Origin of the sequence: Streptococcus mitis (genome assembly GCF_946190325.1) — a bacterium.
Lineage (GTDB): Bacteria > Bacillota > Bacilli > Lactobacillales > Streptococcaceae > Streptococcus > Streptococcus mitis_CF.
In genome coordinates this window covers 120,600-146,061 of record NZ_CAMHZR010000004.1, presented here as the reverse complement: position 1 = coordinate 146,061, position 25,462 = coordinate 120,600, and the positions used below count along the sequence as shown (strand labels likewise).

The following is a 25,462-nucleotide window of genomic DNA, read 5'->3' as shown; positions in this document are numbered from 1 at the left end:
AAATCATCTTTTTGGTAGGAATTTACCTTGATAAAAGTAGTGTTCTGGATTAAGTAAGAGTGGGTTAAAGGTGACTATTAAACAGTATTTTTTGTTATAATATTAAAAAGATATATAAGAGGAAATGAGGAGAAAGAATGACAAAAATAGCTATTCTTTCAGATATTCATGGAAATACCACCGCCTTGGAGGCTGTTTTGGCAGATGCTCGGCAGCTAGGAGTGGATGAATACTGGCTTTTGGGAGACATTCTCATGCCAGGAACAGGGCGTAGAAGGATTTTGGACTTGTTGGCTCAACTACCGATCACAGCTAGAGTTTTGGGAAACTGGGAAGATAGTCTGTGGCATGGTGTCCGAAAGGAATTGGATAGTACTCGTCCCAGTCAACGCTATCTCTTGCGCCAGTGCCAGTATGTTTTAGAGGAAATTTCCCTAGAAGAAATTGAAATACTCCACAATCAACCTCTCCAGCTCCATCGTCAGTTTGGTGATTTGACGGTAGGAATTAGCCACCATCTTCCTGATAAGAATTGGGGGCGTGAGTTGATTCATACTGGAGCACAAGAGGACTTTGACCGCTTGGTGACCAATCCGCCTTGTGATATTGCTGTTTATGGTCATATTCACCAGCAGTTGCTTCGTTATGGTACTGGTGGACAATTGATTGTTAATCCAGGTTCGATTGGGCAACCTTTCTTTCTAGATGCTCGGTTGCGGAAGGATTTGCGGGCCCAGTATATGATTTTAGAGTTTGATGACAAGGGCTTGGTAGATATGGACTTCCGACGGGTAGACTACGATGTAGCAGCTGAGTTACAACTGGCTAAAGATCTCAAACTTCCCTATTTTGAGGTTTACTATGAAAGTCTGGTCAATGGTATCCACCATACTCACAATCAGGAATTTTTGAGAAAATTAGCCCAGAAAGAGGGCTACGATAGGGAGTTAGATGCCTGGTTGAAAAGTGGTAATGATTGACATTACAACTAAAAAGGGTATAATAAAAGAAAAAGAAGAGTAGAGGCAGGGGAGCCTCGCAAAAAGGAGAAGAGGATGCAAATTCCAAGTAGATTTACCATTGCGACTCATATGCTGATAATCATTGCCCTCGAGGGGAAGGAAAGCAAGGTGACCAGTGATTTTCTGGCTGCTAGTGTCGGGGTCAATCCTGTCATTATCAGAAAGACCTTGTCCCAGTTGAAGAAGGCAGAGCTGATTTCAGTAGCGCGTGGAACAGGGGGAACAGAGATTGTCAAGGACCTCAAGGACATTAGTCTTTTAGATGTTTATCAAGCGGTTGAGTGTCTTGGTAAGACCGGTCAACTCTTCAGTTTCCATGACAATCCAAATCCAAATTGCCCGGTCGGAGCTCATATTCATGATGTTTTGGATCAAAAATTGGAGAAAATCCAGCTGGCTATGGAGGCTGAACTTGGTCAGACCAGTATAGAGCAAGTCGTGGCTGATGCAGAGAGTCAAATGAAGGAGTAAGAGGGATGGATGCCTGCAAATGAAATGTCAAAACACTGCTAGAGAAATCTGGCAGTGTTTTTTGCGGTAAAGTAGAAAAAACTCCTGGGAAATTCCAGGAGTGTATGAGTGGTTATTTGAACTTGAATCCTTCGTAAATAAGTTCTGTTTTGGGATTCTGTTTCTTAATCTGTTTAGCAAGTGATTTCATCATAGAAAGAGGACCACACATATAGACAGTTGCCTGTTCAGGCACTTCTTTTTGTTCAAAATGAAGATAGCCGTCTTTCGTACTGTCGACTAGATGGAGTTCAAAATTAGGGTTTTTCTGAGCATAGTCACGAAGCAAATCTAGATAGACTGCATTTTCCTCTCCACGGAAGCTATAGTAGAAGTGAACCTGTTTATCTAAAATAGGATGTTCACGGATATAAGAGATGAAGGGGGTGATCCCAATACCTCCAGCAATCCAAACCTGATTTTCTCGTCCTTCTTCTATGTTCATGTGTCCGTAAGCTCTATCTACGCTTACTTTGCTGCCGACTTGAAGATTGTCATAGATATTCTTGGTATGGTCACCTGAATTTTTAACAGTAAAGTAAAGAGTTTGACCATGACCTCCTGAGATAGAAAAAGGATGCGGAGCGCTTTCAAAGCCTTCTTGGAAAATCTTTAGGAAGGCAAATTGTCCTGATTGATAGTTGAAAGGTCTGCTAAGATGGATTTGAATTTCTTTAGTATCGTGATTTAAGCGTTTGAGATTGGTAATTTTCCCTAGATAGGGGAAGCCAATCTTTTGATAAAGGAAGATGATATAAAAACCAGCCAGTAATCCTAAAAGGGCATAGCTACCAACAAGAAAACTTAGAAGATTAAATGTAAGGAGGAGATTGCCCATCATCATGTAGACATGAAAGAGTCCGAAAATATAAGCTAGATAAACCAGACGGTGAATCCATCGCCAAGCTTCGTATTGGATGTATTTGCCTAAATAGGCGACAAGGATGATACTGACAAAGATATAGATGGCAAGGTTACCAAACTGAGCAGCTAAACGAGAGCCCCACAAACCGCCCATACTAAAGTTATGAAAGATGAGTAGGATGATGGAGAGAAAGGCTGTGAATTTGTGGACAGTATAGACCTTCTCCAAACCGTGAAACCAGCTTTCTAGTAGTGGGAGACGAGTGGCTAGGATAAAAGTCAGAGATAGGCTTGTTAAAGCTAGTCCTGGAATCATGAATTGGGGATAAGTGTTCATCCAAGTCAAAATAGTCAAGATAAAACTAGCTATGATAAAGAGTAGTCCTTTGATTGATTTCATAGAAAATTCCATTTCATTAAGATTTTAATTTGTTGTAAACAAGTTTGTGACATTTTATCATAGAAAAAGTATGGTGTCAAATTGAGGTCTATAAATATCTACTATCAAAAAAACTCTCCAATTTAACTGGAGAGTTGCTGTTTATTCTGCGGCTTGTTTCCAACGTTTTGCTAGCATATGAGATAGGCTCGAAATTGCTAGGTTGAAGCTGAAGTAGATGAGGGCAATCAGGATATAAAGACTAAACACTTGCTCTGGTTCGAAATAACGTCCCATGAGAATTTGGCTGGCTCCAAAGAGTTCTTGTAGGGCGATAACAGAGTAGAGAAGACTGGTATCCTTAATCACGGTTACAAACTGAGAAATGATGGCTGGCAACATTTTACGAATTGCTTGTGGGAGAATGATGTGGTAGAGGATTTGGGCTGAGGTGAAGCCTTGTGACATTCCTGCTTCGTATTGCCCCTTGTCCACAGCATTGAGACCGCCTCGAATAATCTCAGCTAGAGCCGCTGATGTAAAGAGAGTGAAGGCAGTGATTCCTGCCGGTGTGGATTTCATTTTGAAAACTAAAAAGATAGTGAAAATCCAGAGAAGGTTGGGAACGTTACGTACAAACTCGATATAAATGCTGGAGATGATGCGTAAGACAGGATTTTTCCCATTTCTCATGACGGCTAGCACTGTCCCGATAAGGGTAGAGAGGACGATGGCAATTAGAGAAATGTAGAGGGTCAAGCCAAATCCCTTAAAGATAAAGACTAGGTTATCTGGGGTTAAAACTTCTAAAATGGATTCCATAGTAACCTCCTAAAGCGAATAGGCTTTTTTGTTAGCTTGCTCCATCTTGCGACCAAACTGGGCAACAGGGAAGCAAAGAGCAAAGTAGAGAAGGGCAGCACCTAGAAAGGCTGGAATGTAGTTTCCGTTAAGAGCTGACCAAGACTTAGTCACAAACATCAAATCAACTCCAGAGATGATAGCGACTGTAGAGGTATTCTTGATGAGGTTGACGATTTGGTTGGTCAAAGGAGGGAGGATAATACGGAAAGCTTGAGGCAAGATAATCAAACGCATGGCACTGATATAGGTAAAACCTTGTGACAAGGCGGCCTCCATCTGACCGCTAGGAATAGACTGAATACCTGAGCGAATAACCTCAGCGATATAGGCACCGTGATAGAGTCCTACACAGAGTACAGCTGTCCAATAAATCGGAATCATGATGATATGGTCACTAATAAGAGGCAAACCATAAAAAACGATAACAAACTGCACCAAGAGGGGAGTATTTTGATAAAATTCGACAAAGATACGAGCTAAAATGCGCAAAATTGGACGTTTACTGGTCGACATAGCTCCGAAGAAGATTCCCAAGACCATGGCGAGGATAAAGGATCCAATCGCTAGGGCAAGGGTGAAGAGGAAACCATTGAAAAATTGTCCAAAATCCTGAAAATAGGCTGTCCAAGATGATAAATCTGTCATGGGGTATCCTCCTTAATCTGCATTATGGCTAGATGGTTTGAGCTTGTAACGGTCATAAAGTTTTTGCAAACTACCATCCTTGCTCCATTTAGTGACCAAGTTATCAAGATAGTCGTTGAGCTCTGTATTTGATTTCTTAGTAACGATACCGTAGTCAGATGGCTTGAAACTATCATCTAGTAGTTCTGTCCGCTTACTGATGTAGCCAGATAGGATAGAACGGTCAACGGAAAAGGCATCAATTCGATGAGCGTGTAAAGAAGTAATCAATTCTGGGTAGGAGCCAAGTTCGACGAATTTAAAGGTCAGGCCTTTCTTTTTACCGAGCTCGGTAATCAGGCGTTGGGTAATGGAACCTTGGGCAACACCGATGGTTTTTCCGTTTAGGTCCTCAATACTTTTGATTTTTGCAGATTTATTGACCAAAAAGCCAGAAGCGTCCGTGTAGTAGGGGCTTGTGAAGTTGTAGAGTTTTTTGCGTTCGTCTGTGATGGTGAAGGTTGCGATATCCATATCGACCTGTTCATTATCTAGGAGGGGTCCACGAGTTTGCGCTGTAACAGGTACATAGCGAACCTTGACCTTAAGCTCATCTGCTACCATCTTGGCCAAGTCGGTTTCAATACCAGAATAGGTACCTGTCTTGGGATCCTTGTAACCAAAATTGGGAACGTCTTGTTTCACACCGACAACTAGCTCGCCTCTCTTTTGAATAGCTGCGACACTGGTATCAGCCTGAACTTGTTTTGCAGCAGCAAGTCCGAAAAGGCTGATCAATAATGCGGATAAAAAGAATTTTTTTTTCATAGGCGCCTCCTTATTTGACTTTGTCACTTTCATGGTTGATGATTTTGCTGAGGAATTGTTGGGCACGAGGTTCGCTTGGATTGTCGAAAAAGTCATCAACATCTGTCGTATCCACCAACACTTCTCCATCAGCCATAAAGATGATACGGTCAGCAACTTCACGGGCAAAGCCCATTTCATGGGTAACGACAATCATATTCATACCATCGTGGGCTAATTTTTGCATAACTGCTAGAACATCGCCGATGGTTTCAGGATCAAGGGCAGATGTTGGTTCATCAAAGAGGAGGAGTTCCGGATGCATAGCGAGGCCACGTGCGATGGCAATTCGTTGTTTTTGTCCACCAGATAGCATGGCCGGATAAGAATCTTTTTTGTCCCACATATTTACAAATTCTAGGTATTTTTGGGCTGTTTTTTCAGCTTCTTCTTTATCAATTCCTAGAACTTTTATAGGTGCGAGTGTTACGTTTTCTAACACTGTTTTGTGCGGATAGAGGTTGAAATGCTGGAAAACCATGCCGACTTCCTTACGAAGCGGAACCAAATCTTTCTGACTGGCACCAGCAACTTGGTGACCATTTACTAGAAGACTTCCTTTGTCTACAGCCTCCAAACCATTGATGGTGCGGATAAGAGTGGACTTCCCAGAACCAGAAGGGCCTAGGAGAACAACAACTTGCCCTTTTTCAAAACGGAGATTGATGTCGCGGAGTGCATGGTAGTCTCCGTAATATTTTTCGACGTGTTCAAATTCTACTAAAGCCATAAGGAATCTCCTTTGTGTTAGATTTTATAACATGATTCTACACCAAAAGATTTATCTTGTCAAATCATATCAGAAAAAAGTTAGTAAAATTTTCGTACAAAGCAATCAGGATAGAGAAAAAGTCTAAATCATGTTATAATGAAGCAATAGAATTCTTAGAAAGAGTGGATGTCTTTTTGATAACACCTACTTATGAATGGCAGTTTGCCCCGCAGGTAGAAGATGCGGATTTTACAAAGATAGCCAAGAAGGCTGGGCTGGGTCCTGAGGTGGCTCGTTTATTATTTGAAAGAGGGATTCGGGACCAAGAAAGTTTAAAGAAATTTTTGGAGCCTTCTTTGGAGGACTTGCATGACCCTTATCTGCTCCATGATATGGATAAGGCAGTGGAACGGATTCGTCAGGCCATTGAAGAAGGGGAAAATATCCTCATATACGGAGACTACGATGCGGATGGCATGACTTCGGCTTCTATTGTTAAGGAAAGTTTGGAACAGCTTGGTGCTGAGTGCCGTGTTTACTTGCCCAATCGTTTTACCGACGGCTATGGGCCTAATGCCAGTGTTTATAAGTACTTCATCGAGCAAGAAGGAATTTCCTTGATTGTGACGGTGGATAATGGAGTTGCTGGTCACGAGGCTATTGAACTGGCCCAGTCTATGGGGGTAGATGTCATTGTGACCGACCACCATTCTATGCCTGAAACCTTGCCAGATGCCTATGCTATTGTCCATCCTGAGCATCCAGATGCGGACTATCCTTTCAAATATTTGGCTGGTTGTGGAGTGGCCTTCAAGTTAGCTTGTGCCTTGTTAGAAGAAGTGCAAGTGGAATTGCTTGATTTGGTCGCTATTGGTACCATTGCAGATATGGTCAGTTTGACAGATGAGAATCGTATTTTGGTTCAATATGGTCTGGAAATGTTGGGGCATACTCAGCGTATTGGTCTGCAAGAAATGCTGGACATGGCTGGGATTGCTGCCAACGAAGTAACAGAAGAAACGGTTGGTTTCCAGATTGCCCCTCGTTTGAATGCCTTGGGGCGTTTGGATGATCCCAATCCTGCCATTGATTTGTTGACTGGATTTGATGATGAGGAAGTCCACGAGATTGCCCTCATGATTCATCAGAAAAACGAAGAGCGTAAGGAAATTGTTCAGTCTATCTATGAAGAAGCTAAGACCATGGTGGACCCTGAGAAGAAGGTTCAGGTCTTGGCCAAGGAAGGCTGGAATCCTGGGGTTCTAGGTATCGTGGCTGGTCGTTTGTTGGAAGAACTAGGGCAGACAGTTATCGTTCTTAATATAGAGGACGGTCGTGCCAAGGGCAGTGCTCGTAGTGTAGAAGCAGTCGATATTTTTGAGGCTCTGGATCCTCATCGAGACCTCTTTATCGCATTTGGAGGCCATGCTGGTGCAGCAGGCATGACGCTGGAAGTTGAGAAACTCTCAGATTTATCTCAGGTCTTGGAAGACTATGTCCGTGAAAAAGGTGCAGATGCTAGTGGTAAGAACAAGTTAAATCTAGATGAAGAACTGGATTTGGAGACGCTTAGCTTGGAAACGGTTAAAAGCTTTGAACGTTTAGCTCCCTTTGGGATGGACAATCAGAAACCTGTCTTTTATATCAAGGATTTTCAAGTCGAAAGTGCCCGTACCATGGGGGCAGGCAATGCCCATCTCAAGCTGAAAATTTCCAAGGGTGAGGCGAGTTTTGAAGTAGTAGCCTTTGGACAAGGTAGATGGGCAACAGAGTTTTCTCAAACCAAGAACCTAGAGTTGGCGGTTAAATTGTCTGTCAACCAATGGAATGGTCAAACTGCCCTGCAGTTGATGATGGTGGATGCGCGTGTGGAGGGTGTTCAACTTTTTAACATCCGTGGAAAAAATGCAGTCTTGCCAGAAGGGGTTCCAGTCTTGGACTTTTCTGGAGAATTACCGAATCTGGTGGCTAGTGAAGCTATTGTCGTGAAAACCATTCCAGAGGATATTACTCAGCTGAAGACCATTTTTCAGGAGCAGAATTTTTCTGCTGTTTATTTCAAAAATGACATTGACAAGGCCTACTATCTAACGGGGTATGGAACTAGAGAGCAGTTTGCCAAATTGTACAAGACTATCTACCAGTTCCCAGAGTTTGATATTCGCTATAAGCTGAAAGATTTGGCGGCTTATCTTAATATTCAGCAAATCTTGCTGGTCAAGATGATTCAAGTATTTGAAGAACTAGGCTTTGTGACCATCAAAGATGGGGTCATGACAGTGAATAAAGAGGCACCAAAGCGAGAAATCGGAGAAAGTCAGATTTACCAAAATCTCAAACAAACTGTCAAAGACCAAGAAATGATAGCGCTGGGTACCGTGCAAGAAATTTATGACTTTTTAATGGAAAAAGAGTAGATCATAGGAATGAACTGCACCCCAAAAGTTAGACAGAAAAAATCTAACTTTTGGGGTGTTTTTATTATGAAATTAACTTATGATGATAAAGTTCAGATCTATAAACTTAGAAAACAAGGATATAGCATAGAGAAGCTTTCAAATAAATTTGGGATAAACAATTCTAATCTTAGGTACATGATTAAATTGATTGATCGTTACGGAATGGAGTTCGTCAAAAAAGGAAAGAATTGTTACTATTCACCTGAACTAAAACAAGAGATCATTGATAAAGTTCTTCTCGAAGGTCGTTCGCAAATAAGGGTATCTCTAGATTATGCTCTTCCAAGTGTTGGAATGTTGCCTAATTGGCTGGCACAATATAAGAAAAACGGGTATACTATTGTTGAGAAAACAAGAGGGAGAGCACCTAAAATGGGACGTAAACCAAAGAAGAAGCCCGAAGAGATGACAGAGCTAGAGCGACTTCAAGCAGAAAATGAGTACTTGAGAGCGGAGAATGCCATTCTAAAAAAGTTGAGAGAACTCCGATTGAGGGACGAAAAGGAGCGAAAAGAAAAACAGAAATTGTCCGAGGATTGGTAACGGAGTTTGCCTTAGAGATTCTTCTAAAGATTATTAAGCTAGCTCGTTCAACCTATTATTACCAGCTAAAGCAGTTAAATAAAAGCGATAAAAATCATGATATTAAAGATGAAATTCAAGCTATTTTTACTGAGCATAAAGGAAATTATGGTTATCGCCGAATGACTCTAGAATTGAGGAATCGTGGTTTTGTAGTGAACCATAAGAAGGTCCAACGTCTGATGAAGATCCTTGGTTTAAGTGCCCGAATTCGTCGTAAACGCAAGTATTCTTCCTACCAAGGAGAGATTGGCAAGAAAGCAGATAACCTTATTCAACGCCAATTTGAAGCATCGAATCCAATGGAAAAGTGCTATACAGATGTGACAGAGTTTGCCATTCCGGCAAGCAGCCAAAAGCTCTATTTATCACCAGTTTTAGATGGTTTTAACAGCGAAATTATCGCCTATAATCTTTCTACGTCACCGAACTTGATACAAGTGAAAGATATGCTAGAACAAACCTTTACAGAGGAATATTACGAAAATACAATTCTCCATAGTGACCAGGGATGGCAATACCAACACGATTTCTATCATCATTTTTTAGAGGATAAAGGAATCCAGCCATCTATGTCGCGTAAGGGTAACAGCCCAGACAACGGCATGATGGAATCCTTCTTTGGTATTTTGAAATCCGAAATGTTTTATGGTTACGAGAAGACGTTTAAATCACTTAATCAATTGGAGCAAGCTATTGTAGACTATATTGATTACTACAACAATAAACGCATTAAGGTAAAATTAAAAGGACTTAGTCCTGTGCAATACAGAACTAAATCCTTTACTTAAATTATTTGTCTAACTTTTTGGGGTCAGTACAGAAAGAGTTGGGAAACCAGCTCTTTTTTGAAAACAAATCTTCATTTTGAAAATCATTAAAAAAATGGTATAATGGTAGGAAAAGATTCGGCTAAAAGTAGTGCTTTTAGAATAAGAGGGTAAGTAACCCTATAATCAAGATAAACTAAGCTTTCGGAGGAAAAATGAGTAATATCAGTTTAACAACACTTGGTGGTGTGCGTGAAAATGGGAAAAATATGTATATCGCTGAAATCGATGGGTCTATTTTCGTTTTGGATGCAGGTCTGAAATACCCTGAAAATGAACAACTAGGGGTGGACGTAGTTATTCCAAATATGGACTACCTTTTTGAAAATAGCGACCGTATCGCTGGGGTCTTCTTGACCCACGGACATGCGGACGCCATTGGTGCTCTGCCTTATCTCTTGGCTGAAGCCAAGGTGCCTGTATTTGGATCTGAGTTGACCATTGAATTGGCTAAGCTCTTTGTCAAAGGAAATGACACAGTTAAGAAATTCAATGATTTCCATGTCATTAATGAGGATTCGGAGATTGATTTTGGAGGAACTGTGGTGTCCTTCTTCCGTACGACCCACTCCATCCCAGAAAGTCTGGGTGTTGTCTTGAAGACAGCTGAAGGAAGTATTGTTTATACAGGTGACTTCAAATTTGACCAGACAGCTAGTGAATCCTATGCGACAGACTTCGCTCGTTTAGCAGAAATCGGTCGTGATGGAGTTCTAGCTCTTCTTAGCGATTCAGCCAATGCGGACAGTAATATCCAAGTGGCTAGCGAAAGTGAAGTTGGGGATGAAATCACTCAAACTATTGAGGACTGGGATGGTCGTATCATTGTTGCAGCAGTAGCTAGCAACCTCTCTCGTATCCAGCAGGTGTTTGACGCTGCGGATGCAACAGGTCGTCGTGTGGTTTTGACAGGATTTGATATTGAAAATATCGTCCGTACTGCTATTCGCCTCAAGAAATTATCCCTAGCTAACGAAAGTCTTTTGATTAAGCCAAAAGATATGTCTCGCTTTGAAGACCATGAGTTGATTATCCTTGAGACAGGTCGTATGGGTGAGCCAATCAATGGTCTTCGTAAAATGTCGATTGGTCGCCACCGTTATGTGGAAATCAAGGACGGTGATTTGGTCTATATCGTAACCACTCCGTCTATTGCTAAAGAAGCAGTTATGGCGCGTGTGGAAAATATGATTTACCAAGCTGGAGGCGTTGTCAAATTGATCACCCAAAGCTTGCGTGTGTCAGGGCACGGAAATGCGCGTGATTTGCAGTTGATGATTAACCTCTTGCAACCCAAGTATCTCTTCCCAATTCAAGGGGAATACCGTGAGTTGGATGCCCATGCTAAGGCTGCTATGGCAGTCGGTATGTTGCCAGAACGCATTTTTATCCCTAAAAAGGGAACCAGCATGGCTTACGAGAATGGCGATTTTGTTCCAGCTGGCGCGGTTTCGGCAGGGGATGTCTTGATTGACGGAAATGCCATCGGTGATGTTGGTAATGTGGTTCTTCGTGACCGTAAGGTCTTGTCAGAAGATGGAATTTTCATCGTCGCAATCACCGTTAACCGTCGTGAGAAGAAAATTGTAGCCAAGGCTCGTGTTCACACGCGTGGATTTGTTTATCTCAAGAAGAGTCGCGATATTCTCCGTGAAAGTTCAGAATTGATTAACCAGACGGTAGAAGACTATCTTCAAGGAGATGACTTTGACTGGGCAGATCTTAAAGGGAAGGTTCGGGAGAATCTTACCAAGTATCTCTTTGATCAAACCAAGCGTCGTCCAGCTATTTTACCAGTAGTCATGGAAGCGAAATAATTGTTGAAATAAACAGGGAGAAAGTCGAGTTTCGACTTTTTCTTATAGAAAAATAGAGGAAAAAATATGGCAGTAATGAAAATTGAGTATTACTCACAAGTTTTAGATATGGAGTGGGGAGTGAATGTTCTCTATCCTGATGCTAATCGAGTGGAAGAACCAGATTGTAAAGACATTCCCGTCTTGTACCTCTTGCACGGGATGTCTGGTAACCATAATAGTTGGCTCAAGCGGACCAACGTAGAACGCTTGCTTCGAGGGACCAATCTCATCGTCGTCATGCCCAATACCAGCAACGGTTGGTACACCGATACCCAGTATGGTTTTGACTATTACACAGCTCTAGCAGAGGAATTGCCAGAGGTTCTGAAACGCTTCTTCCCTAATATGACTAGCAAGCGTGAAAAGACCTTTATCGCTGGTCTCTCTATGGGAGGCTATGGCTGTTTCAAACTGGCTCTTGCTACAAATCGTTTTTCTCATGCAGCTAGCTTTTCAGGTGCCCTTAGTTTTCAAGATTTTTCTCCTGAAAACCAAAATCTGGGGACACCAGCTTACTGGAGAGGTGTTTTTGGGGAGATTAAAGATTGGACAGCTAGCCCCTATTCTCTTGAAAGTCTGGCTAAAAAATCGGATAAAAAGACCAAGCTGTGGGCTTGGTGTGGCGAGCAGGATTTCTTGTACGAAGCCAATAATCTAGCAGTGAATAATCTCAAAAAACTGGGCTTTAATGTGACCTATAGCCATAGTGCTGGAACTCACGAGTGGTACTACTGGGAAAAACAATTGGAACGGTTCTTAGCAACCCTGCCAATCGATTTCAAATTAGAAGAGAGATTGTCATAATTTAGTTTTCTTTCAGCTTGTTTTAGTAAAATAGTCTTTATTTTCTAGAAAGGTGGAAGGATATGCGCTGGATTTTTCGTTTGATAGGGGCTTTCTTTTCTTTTGTGTGGCGTTTGTTTTGGCGCCTGGTTTGGATAGTTGTGCTCTTATGTGCTCTTGCTTTCGGTCTTCTCTGGTATCTGAACGGGGATTTTCAAGGAGCGCTAAAGCAAGTAGAACGGTCAGTAAAGATTGGTCAACAAAGTATTGACCGATGGGAAAAAACTGGGCAACTGCCTAAGTTGAACCAGACAGATAGCCACCAACACTCTGAAGGAAGGTGGCCGCAAGCTTCTGCTCGTATTTACCTGGATCCTCAGATGGATTCACGTTTTCAAGAGGCTTATGTAGAAGCGATTCAGAACTGGAATCGAACTGGTGCTTTTAACTTTGAAATTGTGACTGAGTCTAGTAAGGCAGATATTATGGCTACGGAGATGAATGACGGAGGCACTCCTGTGGCAGGAGAGGCGGAAAGTCAGACTAATCTCTTAACAGGACAATTCTTGTCTGTCACGGTGCGGTTGAATCACTATTATCTGTCCAATCCTAACTATGGCTATTCCTATGAGCGCATTGTCCATACGGCAGAACATGAGTTGGGGCATGCGATTGGCTTGGATCATACAGATGAGAAGTCTGTGATGCAACCTGCAGGTTCCTTTTATGGTATCCAGGAAGAGGATGTTGCAAACCTCCGAAAAATATATGAGACTAGTGAGTAGGGAACAATCTTTCCCTACTTTTTTGTTATAATGGAACTATGAATAACTTGATTAAATCAAAACTAGAGCTCCTGCCGACCAGCCCTGGTTGCTACATTCACAAGGATAAAAACGGCACCATTATCTATGTAGGAAAGGCTAAAAATCTGCGAAACCGTGTGAGGTCCTATTTCCGCGGAAGTCATGATACTAAGACAGAGGCTCTAGTGTCTGAGATTGTGGATTTTGAATTTATCGTTACGGAGTCCAATATTGAGGCACTTCTCCTAGAAATCAACCTGATCAAGGAAAACAAGCCCAAGTACAATATCATGCTCAAGGATGATAAATCTTATCCTTTCATCAAAATCACAAATGAGCGCTATCCTCGTTTGATTATTACCCGTCAGGTCAAAAAAGACGGAGGTCTTTATTTCGGTCCCTATCCAGATGTGGGGGCAGCCAATGAAATCAAGCGGTTGCTGGATCGGATTTTCCCTTTTCGTAAGTGTACCAATCCACCGTCTAAGGTCTGTTTTTACTACCATATAGGCCAATGTATGGCCCACACCATCTGTAAGAAAGATGAGGACTATTTCAAGTCCATGTCTCAGGAGGTTTCTGACTTCTTAAAAGGGCAGGATGACAAAATCATTGATGATCTCAAGAGAAAAATGGGATCTGCAGCCCAGGCAATGGAATTTGAACGTGCGGCGGAATACCGTGATCTGATTCAGGCCATTGGAACGCTTCGAACCAAGCAACGGGTCATGGCTAAGGATCTCCAAAATCGCGATGTTTTTGGCTACTATGTGGACAAGGGCTGGATGTGTGTGCAGGTTTTCTTTGTCCGTCAGGGCAAGCTCATTGAGCGCGATGTCAATCTTTTCCCCTACTACAATGATCCGGACGAGGACTTCTTAACCTATGTGGGACAATTTTATCAAGAAAAATCTCACCTAGTTCCCAATGAGGTACTGATTCCACAGGATATTGACGAAGAAGCCGTTAAGGCCTTGGTGAATACCAAGATTCTCAAACCCCAGCGTGGAGAGAAAAAACAGCTGGTCAATCTAGCCATAAAAAATGCTCGTGTTAGTCTGGAGCAGAAGTTCAATCTACTAGAAAAATCTGTCGAAAAGACTCAGGGTGCAATTGAAAATCTAGGACGCTTGCTCCAAATCCCAATACCAGTTCGCATTGAGTCCTTCGATAACTCCAATATCATGGGAACCAGTCCTGTTTCAGCCATGGTGGTCTTTGTCAACGGCAAACCAAGTAAAAAAGATTATCGTAAGTATAAAATCAAGACTGTCGTTGGACCAGACGACTATGCCAGTATGAGAGAGGTCATTCGCAGACGTTATGGTCGAGTTCAGCGTGAGGGCTTAACCCCGCCAGACTTGATTGTCATTGATGGGGGACAAGGTCAAGTCAATATCGCCAAGCAAGTCATCCAAGAGGAGCTGGGCTTGGATATTCCCATTGCAGGTCTGCAAAAGAATGACAAACACCAAACCCATGAATTGCTCTTTGGAGATCCGCTGGAGGTGGTGGAGTTGTCTAGAAATTCTCAGGAATTTTTCCTCCTTCAACGCATCCAAGATGAGGTGCACCGCTTTGCCATTACTTTCCACCGTCAACTGCGCTCTAAAAATTCCTTTTCATCGCAACTGGATGGAATTGAAGGGCTGGGACCTAAACGCAAGCAGAATCTCATGAAGCATTTCAAGTCTTTGACCAAAATCAAGGAAGCCAGTGTGGATGAGATTGTCGAAGTTGGGGTACCAAGAACAGTCGCAGAAGCTGTTCAGAGAAAGTTGAACCCGCAGGAAGAAGTTGAGTTGGCTCAAGTGGCAGAAGATAGAGTAGATTACCAAACGGAAGGAAACCACAATGAACCATAAAATCGCAATTTTATCAGATATTCATGGCAATGCGACAGCCTTAGAAGCAGTAATTGCAGATGCTAAAAATCAAGGAGTCAGTGAATACTGGCTTATGGGAGACATTTTCCTCCCTGGTCCAGGTGCAAATGACTTGGTCGCTCTGTTAAAGGAACTTCCTATTACAGCCAGTGTTCGAGGCAATTGGGATGATTGTGTCCTTGAGGCCTTGGATGGTGAATATGGTTTGGAACATCCACAAGAAATCCAGTCAATGCGAATGACCCAGTTTTTGATGGAGCGAATGGATCCTGCAACGATTGTCTGGCTACGAAGCTTGCCTTTGCTGGAAAAGAAAGAAGTTGAGGGATTGCGTTTTTCTCTCTCACATAATTTACCTGACAAAAATTATGGGGGTGACTTGTTGGTTGGGAATGATACAGAAAAATTTGACCAACTGCTAGATGAGGAAACGGACGTGGCAGTCTATGGTCATGTTCACAAGCAATTGCTTCGTTATGGAAGTCAGGGGCAACAAATCATCAATCCAGGTTCGATTGGTATGCCTTATTTTGATTGGGAGGCGTTAAAAAATCACCGTGCCCAGTATACCGTGATAGAAGTTGAAGATGGGGAATTGGTAAATATCCTATTTCGTAAAGTCGCTTATGACTATGAAGCGGAGTTAGAATTGGCCAAATCCAAGGGGCTTCCTTTTATCGAAATGTATGAAGAGCTACGACGAGAAGACAACTATCAGGGGCACAATCTGGAACTATTAGCAAGCTTAATAGAAAAGCATGGGTATGTAGAGGATGTGAAAGATTTCTTGGAGGCTATAAAGTCAGAATATAAGATAGACTAGTTTCTTTAAGCCGCTGAAAAATAGTTGGAACTGGATGAGGGGAGTCCCTGATTTAAATGATGGGCTTCATTTTGTTTCTTATTTTTGCTGCAGTTTGTTTCTATGAAAAATCCCTGCAAGCTCTTTCAAATTATGGTAGAATGGAAGCAGTAGAATTAGAAAAGGAAATCGATTATGAAATTTCTTGAATTAAATAAAAAACGTCATGCGACTAAGCAGTTCACTGATAAGCCTGTTGATCCAAAAGATGTGCGTACGGCTATCGAAATTGCGACCTTGGCTCCAAGCGCCCACAACAGCCAGCCTTGGAAATTTGTAGTGGTGCGTGAGAAAAATGCCGAACTAGCAAAATTGGCCTACGGTTCAAACTTTGAACAGGTATCATCAGCGCCTGTAACTATTGCCTTGTTTACTGACACAGATTTGGCTAAACGTGCTCGCAAGATTGCACGTGTTGGTGGAGCAAAGAACTTCTCAGAAGAACAACTTCAGTACTTTATGAAAAATCTTCCAGCAGAGTTTGCGCGTTACAAAGAACAACAAATCAGTGACTACTTGGCTCTCAATGCAGGTTTGGTTGCTATGAACTTAGTCCTTGCATTGACTGACCAGGGAATCGGATCAAACATTATCCTTGGTTTTGACAAATCAAAAACCAATGAGGTTTTGGACATTGAAGACCGTTTCCGCCCAGAACTCTTGATTACGGTAGGTTACACAGACGAAAAATTAGAACCAAGCTACCGCTTGCCAGTAGATGAAATCATCGAGAAAAGATAGAAAGAAGAAAAAATGACAGTAATTGATTTTACAGCAGAAGTAGAAAAACGCAAAGAAGACCTCTTGGCTGACTTGTTTAGCCTTTTGGAAATCAACTCAGAACGAGATGATAGCAAGGCGGACGCTCAGCATCCATTTGGTCCTGGTCCAGTAAAAGCCTTGGAGAAATTCCTTGAAATCGCAGACCGTGATGGCTATCCAACTAAGAATGTTGATAACTATGCAGGACATTTCGAGTTTGGTGATGGAGAAGAAGTTCTCGGAATCTTTGCCCACATGGACGTGGTGCCAGCTGGTAGCGGTTGGGACACAGACCCTTACACACCAACTATCAAAGATGGTCGTCTTTATGCGCGTGGAGCTTCTGATGATAAGGGACCTACAACAGCTTGTTACTATGGTTTGAAAATCATCAAAGAATTGGGCCTTCCAACTTCTAAGAAAGTTCGCTTTATCGTGGGAACAGACGAAGAATCTGGCTGGGCAGACATGGACTACTACTTTGAGCACGTAGGACTTGCAAAACCAGACTTCGGTTTCTCTCCAGACGCTGAGTTCCCTATCATCAACGGTGAAAAAGGAAATATTACTGAATACTTTCACTTTGCAGGAGAAAATGCAGGTGCTGCCCGTCTTCACAGCTTCACAGGTGGTTTACGTGAAAACATGGTACCAGAATCAGCAACAGCAGTCGTTTCAGGTGATTTGGCTGACTTGCAAGCTAAACTAGATGCCTTTGTTGCGGAATACAAACTTAGAGGAGAACTCCAAGAAGAAGCTGGGCAATACAAGGTGACGATTATTGGTAAATCAGCCCACGGTGCTATGCCTGCTTCAGGTGTCAATGGTGCGACTTACCTAGCCCTCTTCCTCAGCCAGTTCGACTTTGCTGGACCAGCCAAAGACTACCTTGATATTGCTGGTAAAATTCTCTTGAACGATCATGAGGGTGAAAATCTCAAGATTGCTCATGTGGATGAAAAGATGGGTGCCCTTTCTATGAATGCCGGTGTCTTCCGCTTTGATGAAGCAAGTGCTGATAATACCATTGCCCTCAACATCCGCTATCCAAAAGGAACAAGTCCAGAGCAAATCAAGTCAATTCTTGAAAACTTGCCAGTTGCTTCTGTTAGCTTGTCTGAACACGGTCACACACCTCACTATGTGCCAATGGAAGATCCACTTGTCCAAACCTTGTTGAATGTCTATGAAAAACAAACTGGCCTTAAAGGTCACGAGCAAGTCATCGGTGGTGGAACCTTTGGTCGCTTGCTAGAACGCGGAGTTGCCTACGGTGCTATGTTCCCAGACTCAATTGACACTATGCACCAAGCCAATGAATTTATCGCCTTGGATGATCTCTTCCGAGCTGCAGCAATCTATGCCGAAGCTATTTACGAATTGATCAAATAAAACGATAGAAGTCTGAGATTGTATGCTTAGACTTCTTTTTGGAGGGAAAGTAGATGTCTCAAATCGAAAGAATCAAGCAGGCTATCATGGCGGATCCACAGAATGCCGGCTATACCGAACATGGCATCGAGCCTCTCTTTGCAGCGCCAAAGACTGCTCGCATCAATATCATCGGTCAGGCACCGGGACTTAAAACCCAAGAAGCAGGCCTTTACTGGAAGGACAAAAGTGGTGACCGCTTGCGGGACTGGCTAGGTGTGGATGAAGATACCTTTTACAATTCAGGTTATTTTGCGGTTTTGCCAATGGATTTCTACTTTCCAGGCCATGGCAAGTCAGGTGATTTACCACCGAGAGCGGGTTTTGCAGAAAAATGGCATCCTCAGCTCTTGCAAGAATTGCCAGATATTCAGCTAACCCTCTTGATTGGCCAGTATGCCCAAGCCTACTATTTACAGGAAAAAATTAGTGGCAAGGTGACAGAACGGGTAAAACATTACCAGAACTATCTGCCAACCTATTTTCCACTAGTTCATCCCTCACCGCGAAATCAAATCTGGATGGCCAAAAATCCTTGGTTTGAGTCAGAAGTGGTGCCAGATTTGAAAAAAAGAATTAAAACTATTTTAGGAGAAAAAGAATGAAAGAAATAACCTTTGATGCATTTTACCAGCTTTACCAAAATGACCAACTTTCTTTAGTGGACGTGAGAGAAGTGGATGAGTTTGAAGCTCTTCATTTAGAAGGTGCTCAGAATCTTTCTCTGAGTCAATTAGCTCATACTTATGATCAATTGGACAAGGATCAGTTACATTATGTTATTTGTAAATCTGGAATGAGATCGGCGCGTGCTTGTCAATTCCTAGCTGAACAAGGTTATGAGGTTATCAATGTTCAAGGTGGCATGATGGCCTTTGAAGAACTTTAAAAATTTGCAATTCTCCTACTTGGTGTGGACTAGGTAGGAGAATGTTATTTTTAGATAATTCTCATTTTTAAGAATCTTGAAAACATTCAATATTTACTTCGTGAAGCTTTTTTCATACTCCTATTCATGATATACTAGGTCAGTATTTTATAAATATGAAGGAGATTTACATGGCTAAAAAAGGTGCCCTAACAGGTTTACTCCTGTTTGGAATATTTTTTGGTGCGGGAAACTTGATTTTTCCGCCTTCTCTGGGTGCTCTATCTGGAGAACATTTTCTTCCTGCCATCGCAGGTTTTGTCTTTTCAGGCGTCGGTATCGCCGTCTTGACCCTTATTATTGGAACGCTAAATCCTAAAGGATATATTTACGAGATTTCAACAAAGATAGCGCCTTGGTTTGCGACTCTTTACCTCTCAGTTCTTTACTTGTCAATCGGTCCATTCTTTGCTATTCCACGTACTGCTACAACGGCATACGAAGTAGGGATTAGCCCCCTTTTGTCGGATGCAAATAAAGGACTTGGCTTGGTTGTCTTTACAGTTCTGTATTTTGCGGCAGCCTATTTGATTTCGCTTAATCCATCAAAAATCTTGGACCGTATCGGCCGAATCTTAACGCCAGTCTTTGCGATTTTGATCGTTATCTTAGTTGTTCTAGGAGCTATCAAATATGGTGGAACAAGTCCTCAAGTTGCTTCAGCTGCTTATCAAGCTTCTGCTTTTGGTACAGGTTTCCTAGAAGGTTATAATACCTTGGATGCCCTTGCTTCAGTTGCCTTTAGTGTGATTGCTGTTCAAACCTTGAAACAACTTGGATTTTCAAGTAAGAAAGAATACATCTCAACTATTTGGGTGGTTGGGATCGTTGTTGCCCTTGCTTTCAGCGCTCTTTACATCGGTTTAGGTTTCCTTGGAAATCATTTCCCAGTACCAGCTGAGGCGATGAAGGGTGGAACACCAGGTGTTTACATCTTGTCACAAGCGACTCAAGAAATCTTTGGTTCAACAGCTCAACTCTTCCTTGCAGCTATGGTTACCGTAACCTGCTTCACAACAACAGTTGGTTTGATTGTGTCAACAGCTGAGTTCTTTAATGAACGCTTCCCACAAATCAGCTACAAGGTTTATGCGACAGCCTTTACCTTAATTGGATTTGCCATTGCTAATTTGGGTCTTGATGCGATTATCAAGTATTCAATTCCAGTACTGGTTATCTTGTACCCAATCACGATTGCTATCGTTATGATTGTCATTGTCAACAAATTTGTAGCTCTTTCAAAACCAGGTATGCAGTTGACAATCGCTGTGGTTACAGCTATTGCCATTGCAAGCGTATTAGGAAGCTCGTTTAAGGTTGAGTTTCTTGCGAATCTTGTCAACGCTCTTCCTTTTGCCAAGGCATCACTCCCATGGGTAGTACCAGCCGTTGTCGGAATCTTGCTCTCATTGGTTCTACCAAACAAGCAAGAAAGCGATGTTTTTGAAATGGAATAATCATTAAAATCACTTTTGTAGTCAAGTCTACAGGAGTGATTTTCTTTTTTATCCGATGATAAATGTGTTATAATAGGTAGCAAAAGAGGTGAAGGAATGAATCAAACAGTAGAATATATCAAAGAACTGACAGCCATCGCATCGCCAACTGGTTTCACTCGTGAGATTTCGGACTATTTAGTCAAGACTCTAGAAGGTTTTGGTTACCAGCCGGTTCGCACAGCTAAGGGTGGTGTCAATGTAACCATTAAAGGTCAAAATGATGAAGAACACCGCTATGTGACTGCCCATGTAGATACGCTGGGTGCTATTGTTCGTGCTGTTAAAGCAGATGGTCGTCTCAAAATGGATCGTATCGGTGGTTTTCCTTGGAACATGATTGAAGGAGAAAACTGTACCGTTCACGTAGCTAGTACAGGTCAAAAGGTATCAGGAACCATTCTCATCCACCAGACTTCTTGCCATGTCTACAAGGATGCAGGAACTGCAGAACGCACGCAAGACAATATGGAAGTACGTTTGGACGCAAAAGTAAGGAATGAAAAAGAAACTCGTGCCTTGGGAATTGAGGTCGGTGATTTTATCAGCTTTGACCCACGAACTGTAGTGACAGAGACAGGTTTTATCAAGTCTCGTCATTTGGACGATAAGGTCAGCGCAGCTATTTTGCTTAATCTGCTTCGTATTTATACGGAAGAGAAGGTTGAGTTGCCTGTAACAACCCATTTTGCTTTTTCAGTTTTTGAAGAAGTGGGGCATGGAGCTAACTCTAATATCCCTGCTCAGGTAGTAGAATATCTGGCTGTGGATATGGGAGCCATGGGCGATGACCAGCAGACAGATGAATATACAGTGTCTATTTGTGTCAAGGATGCTTCAGGGCCTTATCACTATGACTTCCGTCAACATTTGGTCGCCTTGGCGAAAGAACAAGATATTCCATTTAAGCTGGATATCTATCCATTTTATGGTTCTGACGCTTCAGCGGCCATGTCCGCAGGTGCAGAGGTCAAACATGCCCTTCTCGGTGCTGGTATCGAGTCTAGCCACTCATATGAGCGTACCCATATTGACTCGGTGGTTGCAACGGAACGTATGGTTGATGCCTATCTTAAGAGCGATTTGGTAGATTGATATGTGCCTTATTTGTCAGAGAATTGAGCTCATTAAAGTTGGGAAAAATCCCTACTTTGTGAGAGAACTAGAAACAGGCTATATTGTGATTGGAGACCACCAGTATTTTGCAGGCTATAGTCTCTTTCTAGCCAAGGAACATGTCACCGAATTGTATCATTTAGAGAAGGAAACTAGAATCCGTTTTCTAGAGGAAATGAGTTTAGTCCAAGAGGCAGTTGCTAAGGCCTTTGATGCCGAGAAAATGAATATCGAACTGCTAGGAAATGGTGATGCCCATCTTCATTGGCATCTGTTTCCTAGACGAAAAGGTGATATGAATGGTCACGGTCTCAATGGACGTGGTCCAGTTTGGTGGGTTCCCTTTGAAGAAATGACAGCAGAAACCTGCCAAGCAAAACCGGATGAGATTAAACAATTAGTCAAACGTTTATCGTCAGAAGTAGATAAACTATTGGAAATAAAGGAGTAGAAATGAAAAAAAGATATCTTGTCTTGACAGCCTTACTAGCCTTGAGTCTAGCAGCTTGTTCACAAGAAAAAGCAAAAAATGAAGATGGAGCAGCTAAAACAGAACAAACAGCCAAAGCTGATGGAACAGTCGGAAATAAGTCTCAAGGAGCTACCCAGAAAAAAGCAGAAGTGGTTAATAAAGGTGACTACTACAGTATTCAAGGGAAATACGATGAAATTATCGTAGCAAATAAACACTATCCATTATCGAAAGACTACAATCCAGGGGAAAATCCAACAGCCAAGGCTGAGTTGGTCAAACTCATCAAAGCGATGCAAGAGGCAGGCTTCCCAATTAGTGATCAATACAGTGGTTTTAGAAGTTACGAGACTCAGACTAAGCTCTATCAAGATTATGTCAATAAAGATGGAAAGGCTGCAGCAGACCGTTACTCTGCCCGCCCTGGCTATAGCGAGCACCAGACAGGCTTGGCCTTTGATGTGATTGGGACAAATGGTGATTTGGTGACAGAAGAAAAAGCAGCCAAATGGCTCTTGGACCATGCGGCTGATTATGGTTTTGTTGTCCGTTATCTTAAAGGTAAGGAAAAGGAAACAGGCTATATGCCTGAAGAATGGCATCTTCGTTATGTCGGAAAAGAAGCTAAAGAAATTGCTGCAAGTGGTCTAAGTTTGGAAGAGTATTTCGGCTTTGAAGGTGGAGATTACGTCGATTAAAAAATAAACTTTTCTCTTGCAATTCCAGATAAATAGTGTATAATAGATGGGTATGTGAAAAACATACTTGTGGGAGGTAAAAATCTCTAATTACCGCCAAAACCACAAAGGAGGATTTAAAAATGGCTAAAAAAGTCGAAAAACTTGTAAAATTGCAAATCCCTGCTGGTAAAGCTACACCAGCTCCACCGGTTGGACCTGCTCTTGGTCAAGCTGGTATCAACATCATGGGATTCACAAAAGAGTTCAACGCTCGTACAGCTGACCAAGCTGGTATGATCATTCCAGTTGTTATCTCAGTTTACGAAGATAAATCATTTACTTTCATCACTAAAACACCACCAGCTGCTGTTCTTTTGAAAAAAGCTGCAGGTGTTGAAAAAGGATCAGGTACACCTAACAAAACTAAAGTTGCTACAGTTACTCGTGCACAAGTACAAGAAATTGCAGAAACTAAGATGCCAGATTTGAACGCAGCAAACGTAGAGTCTGCAATGCGTATGATCGAAGGTACTGCTCGTTCTATGGGATTCACTGTTGTTGACTAATCAATAACACCCCCAATATAACCCGCAAGACTTCATCATTTCGAGAAGTGACGTGGGAGATGAAAATCGATTGAACCACTTACAAGGAGAATAGAAAATGGCTAAAAAAAGCAAACAACTTCGTGCTGCTCTTGAGAAAATCGACAGCACAAAAGCATACAGCGTAGAAGAAGCTGTAGCACTTGCAAAAGAAACTAACTTTGCAAAATTTGACGCAACTGTAGAAGTTGCTTACAACTTGAACATCGACGTTAAAAAAGCTGACCAACAAATCCGTGGAGCAATGGTATTGCCAAACGGTACTGGTAAAACTTCACGCGTTCTTGTTTTCGCACGTGGTGCAAAAGCTGAAGAAGCAAAAGCTGCTGGTGCAGACTTTGTTGGTGAAGATGACCTTGTTGCTAAAATCAACGACGGTTGGTTGGACTTCGACGTAGTTATCGCTACACCTGATATGATGGCTCTTGTTGGACGTCTTGGACGTGTCCTTGGGCCACGTAACTTGATGCCAAACCCTAAAACTGGTACTGTAACTATGGATGTTGCTAAAGCAGTTGAAGAGTCTAAAGGTGGTAAAATCACTTACCGTGCTGACCGTGCAGGTAACGTTCAAGCAATCATCGGTAAAGTATCATTTGAAGCTGAAAAATTGGTTGAAAACTTCAAAGCTTTCAACGAAACAATCCAAAAAGCAAAACCAGCTACAGCTAAAGGAACTTACGTAACAAACTTGACTATCACAACTACTCAAGGTGTTGGTATCAAAGTTGACGTAAACTCACTTTAATCAGTAGTTTATATCAGAGAACGAGTACGAAAGTGCTCGTTTTTTTAGGTACGACGGACATTCCGTCCATCTGAGGTGTAAGTCCTCTGTGGGTACCATATACTAGTAAACTCAAAGGTGATTCCCAAGCCTGACTATTGTGAGTAGCTGATTGAACGGCATTAGGATAGACTATTTAAGTCTGACGTTGGAAATAATAATCGGCAGAGAAAGAGATAGAGAAATCTTGGCTATACGATTAGGCACGTTATAGTAAAGCGTATATAGCGGATAAGGAGGCCAGCAACTCTAAAGTACAAATATGTAGTCGTAACCTATATGCGTAAACTACGTGAGCAATTGAATTAGAACTAGAGAGGTGATTAATAGATTTATGCTATAGTCATGGCAGCTTGTATGCTTTTGATTCTAGTTTATCAAATAATAGATTAGAATTATCAGATAATATCATTTTATGTTATAATGAAGAAAAAATAGAGGTGTTCAAATGTCAGAAGCAGGTCATAAGTTTTTAGCAAAATTGGGGAAAAAACGCTTACGTCCAGGTGGAAAACGTGCCACAGATTGGTTAATTGCGGAAGGAGGATTTTCAAAAGAAAAGAGAATACTAGAAGTTGCGTGCAATAGGGGAACTACAGCAATTGAGTTGGCACAGCGTTTTGGTTGTAAGATAACTGCTGTTGATATGGATGGACAAGCTTTAGAAGTGGCTAAAAAATCTGCTGAAACGGCAGGTGTAGGTCATTTGATCAGGTTTGAAAGAGCAAATGCAATGAAACTTCCTTATGAAGATGCTAGTTTTGATATTGTTATAAATGAAGCTATGCTGACTATGCAAGCCGATCAAGCTAAGAAAAAATGTGTAATGGAGTATTTAAGGGTTTTAAAACCTGAAGGTCTTCTCTTGACACATGATGTGCTTCTTAAGGAAGCTAAAGAGTCTGTCAGACAGGAACTGTCACAAGCAATTCATGTAAATGTAGGTCCTTTAACTCGAGATGGTTGGGAACAGGTGATGATAGAATCAGGTTATCGTGATGTGAAAGTATTGACTGGTGAAATGACATTAATGAAATTATCGGGTATGATTTATGACGAAGGTTGGCTAGGAACCTTGAAAATTTGTGTAAATGCTTGTAAAAAGGAGAATAGAAAGCAGTTTTTAACTATGTATAAAATGTTCGATAAGAATAAAAAAAACTTGGGCTTTATTGCGATGGCTAGTCATAAATCGTCAAATCGTTAGATAATCATTGATGTTAACTTTTCCTTTCTTCTTTCTTAAAAAATATGCTATAATAGAGAGTAAAAAACT

25 protein-coding genes are annotated in these 25,462 nt (G+C 41.8%); 20 read left to right on the top strand and 5 right to left on the bottom strand.

Annotated features, from left to right (window positions below; genetic code table 11):
- Positions 1 to 137: 137 nt before the first annotated feature.
- Together N8M95_RS06875 and N8M95_RS06870 are read left to right on the top strand one after the other, a co-directional pair.
- Positions 138 to 980 (top strand): metallophosphoesterase family protein, encoded by an 843-nt coding sequence (locus N8M95_RS06875; protein ID WP_033682072.1) that lies wholly within the window; start codon positions 138 to 140, stop codon positions 978 to 980.
- A gap of 75 nt (positions 981 to 1,055) precedes the next feature.
- Entirely contained in the window at positions 1,056 to 1,493 is a 438-nt protein-coding gene (locus tag N8M95_RS06870) for an Rrf2 family transcriptional regulator (protein ID WP_033682073.1), read from the top strand.
- A gap of 112 nt (positions 1,494 to 1,605) precedes the next feature.
- On the opposite strand, the gene N8M95_RS06865 is transcribed toward N8M95_RS06870, so the two are convergent.
- From N8M95_RS06865 to N8M95_RS06845, 5 genes are all read right to left on the bottom strand, one after another.
- Positions 1,606 to 2,796, bottom strand: a complete 1,191-nt coding sequence (locus tag N8M95_RS06865) for a ferredoxin reductase family protein (RefSeq protein ID WP_033682074.1) — start codon at positions 2,794 to 2,796, stop codon at positions 1,606 to 1,608.
- Between the two features lie 141 nt (positions 2,797 to 2,937).
- Positions 2,938 to 3,597 (bottom strand): amino acid ABC transporter permease, encoded by a 660-nt coding sequence (locus N8M95_RS06860; protein WP_033682075.1) that lies wholly within the window; start codon positions 3,595 to 3,597, stop codon positions 2,938 to 2,940.
- Between the two features lie 9 nt (positions 3,598 to 3,606).
- Positions 3,607 to 4,284 carry an amino acid ABC transporter permease gene (locus N8M95_RS06855; RefSeq protein WP_000131135.1) on the bottom strand — a complete coding sequence of 226 codons (678 nt, stop codon included), beginning with the start codon at positions 4,282 to 4,284 and terminating at the stop codon, positions 3,607 to 3,609.
- Positions 4,285 to 4,296: 12 nt separating this feature from the next.
- Positions 4,297 to 5,091 carry a transporter substrate-binding domain-containing protein gene (locus N8M95_RS06850; RefSeq protein ID WP_261116869.1) on the bottom strand — a complete coding sequence of 265 codons (795 nt, stop codon included), beginning with the start codon at positions 5,089 to 5,091 and terminating at the stop codon, positions 4,297 to 4,299.
- Positions 5,092 to 5,101: 10 nt separating this feature from the next.
- The gene (locus N8M95_RS06845) at positions 5,102 to 5,860 is read right to left on the bottom strand and encodes an amino acid ABC transporter ATP-binding protein (protein WP_024057567.1); all 759 of its coding nucleotides are present in this window, start codon (positions 5,858 to 5,860) and stop codon (positions 5,102 to 5,104) included.
- 176 nt (positions 5,861 to 6,036) lie between these two features.
- Here N8M95_RS06845 and recJ point away from each other — a divergent pair, with 176 nt between their 5' ends.
- The 18 genes from recJ (at position 6,037) to N8M95_RS06755 (ending at position 25,393) form a co-directional block, all read left to right on the top strand.
- Positions 6,037 to 8,259 carry a single-stranded-DNA-specific exonuclease RecJ gene (gene recJ / locus N8M95_RS06840; protein WP_033682153.1) on the top strand — a complete coding sequence of 741 codons (2,223 nt, stop codon included), beginning with the start codon at positions 6,037 to 6,039 and terminating at the stop codon, positions 8,257 to 8,259.
- 66 nt (positions 8,260 to 8,325) lie between these two features.
- A protein-coding gene (locus tag N8M95_RS06835; protein WP_152901422.1) for an IS3 family transposase occupies positions 8,326 to 9,674 on the top strand; the annotation gives its coding sequence in 2 pieces (ribosomal slippage) (positions 8,326 to 8,767 and positions 8,767 to 9,674; 1,350 coding nt in all).
- 194 nt (positions 9,675 to 9,868) lie between these two features.
- Positions 9,869 to 11,530, top strand: coding sequence for a ribonuclease J (locus N8M95_RS06830; RefSeq protein WP_261116866.1), 1,662 nt, complete (start codon positions 9,869 to 9,871; stop codon positions 11,528 to 11,530).
- Between the two features lie 66 nt (positions 11,531 to 11,596).
- A complete protein-coding gene (locus tag N8M95_RS06825; protein ID WP_261027292.1) occupies positions 11,597 to 12,376 on the top strand; it encodes an alpha/beta hydrolase in 780 nt (259 codons plus the stop codon).
- Positions 12,377 to 12,438: 62 nt separating this feature from the next.
- Positions 12,439 to 13,140 carry a M57 family metalloprotease gene (locus tag N8M95_RS06820; RefSeq protein ID WP_261116865.1) on the top strand — a complete coding sequence of 234 codons (702 nt, stop codon included), beginning with the start codon at positions 12,439 to 12,441 and terminating at the stop codon, positions 13,138 to 13,140.
- Positions 13,141 to 13,178: 38 nt separating this feature from the next.
- The gene (uvrC, locus tag N8M95_RS06815; RefSeq protein ID WP_261116864.1) at positions 13,179 to 15,026 is read left to right on the top strand and encodes an excinuclease ABC subunit UvrC; all 1,848 of its coding nucleotides are present in this window, start codon (positions 13,179 to 13,181) and stop codon (positions 15,024 to 15,026) included.
- Positions 15,016 to 15,870 (top strand): metallophosphoesterase family protein, encoded by an 855-nt coding sequence (locus N8M95_RS06810; protein ID WP_261116863.1) that lies wholly within the window; start codon positions 15,016 to 15,018, stop codon positions 15,868 to 15,870. Before uvrC ends, N8M95_RS06810 begins: the two co-directional genes overlap by 11 nt.
- A gap of 174 nt (positions 15,871 to 16,044) precedes the next feature.
- A complete protein-coding gene (locus N8M95_RS06805) occupies positions 16,045 to 16,650 on the top strand; it encodes a nitroreductase family protein (RefSeq protein WP_261116862.1) in 606 nt (201 codons plus the stop codon).
- 12 nt (positions 16,651 to 16,662) lie between these two features.
- Complete coding sequence (pepV, locus tag N8M95_RS06800) at positions 16,663 to 18,063, top strand: dipeptidase PepV (RefSeq protein WP_261116861.1); 1,401 nt, start codon at positions 16,663 to 16,665, stop codon at positions 18,061 to 18,063.
- Positions 18,064 to 18,116: 53 nt separating this feature from the next.
- Positions 18,117 to 18,707 (top strand): uracil-DNA glycosylase family protein, encoded by a 591-nt coding sequence (locus N8M95_RS06795; RefSeq protein ID WP_261116860.1) that lies wholly within the window; start codon positions 18,117 to 18,119, stop codon positions 18,705 to 18,707.
- Positions 18,704 to 18,991, top strand: a complete 288-nt coding sequence (locus N8M95_RS06790) for a rhodanese-like domain-containing protein (RefSeq protein ID WP_261116859.1) — start codon at positions 18,704 to 18,706, stop codon at positions 18,989 to 18,991. The genes N8M95_RS06795 and N8M95_RS06790 overlap by 4 nt, the downstream gene beginning before the upstream one ends.
- A 170-nt stretch (positions 18,992 to 19,161) precedes the next feature.
- The gene (gene brnQ / locus N8M95_RS06785) at positions 19,162 to 20,487 is read left to right on the top strand and encodes a branched-chain amino acid transport system II carrier protein (protein WP_261116858.1); all 1,326 of its coding nucleotides are present in this window, start codon (positions 19,162 to 19,164) and stop codon (positions 20,485 to 20,487) included.
- 96 nt (positions 20,488 to 20,583) lie between these two features.
- The gene (locus tag N8M95_RS06780; protein ID WP_261116857.1) at positions 20,584 to 21,621 is read left to right on the top strand and encodes a M42 family metallopeptidase; all 1,038 of its coding nucleotides are present in this window, start codon (positions 20,584 to 20,586) and stop codon (positions 21,619 to 21,621) included.
- Between the two features lies 1 nt (position 21,622).
- On the top strand, positions 21,623 to 22,093 hold the full coding sequence (locus N8M95_RS06775) for an HIT family protein (protein ID WP_261116856.1): 471 nt from the start codon (positions 21,623 to 21,625) through the stop codon (positions 22,091 to 22,093).
- Between the two features lie 2 nt (positions 22,094 to 22,095).
- Entirely contained in the window at positions 22,096 to 22,812 is a 717-nt protein-coding gene (gene ldcB / locus N8M95_RS06770; RefSeq protein ID WP_261116855.1) for an LD-carboxypeptidase LdcB/DacB, read from the top strand.
- Positions 22,813 to 22,934: 122 nt separating this feature from the next.
- Positions 22,935 to 23,360 carry a 50S ribosomal protein L11 gene (rplK, locus tag N8M95_RS06765; RefSeq protein WP_001085807.1) on the top strand — a complete coding sequence of 142 codons (426 nt, stop codon included), beginning with the start codon at positions 22,935 to 22,937 and terminating at the stop codon, positions 23,358 to 23,360.
- A 97-nt stretch (positions 23,361 to 23,457) separates the two neighbouring features.
- Positions 23,458 to 24,147, top strand: a complete 690-nt coding sequence (gene rplA, locus N8M95_RS06760) for a 50S ribosomal protein L1 (protein WP_001085675.1) — start codon at positions 23,458 to 23,460, stop codon at positions 24,145 to 24,147.
- 487 nt (positions 24,148 to 24,634) lie between these two features.
- Entirely contained in the window at positions 24,635 to 25,393 is a 759-nt protein-coding gene (locus N8M95_RS06755) for a class I SAM-dependent methyltransferase (protein WP_020902090.1), read from the top strand.
- Positions 25,394 to 25,462 lie beyond the last annotated feature (69 nt).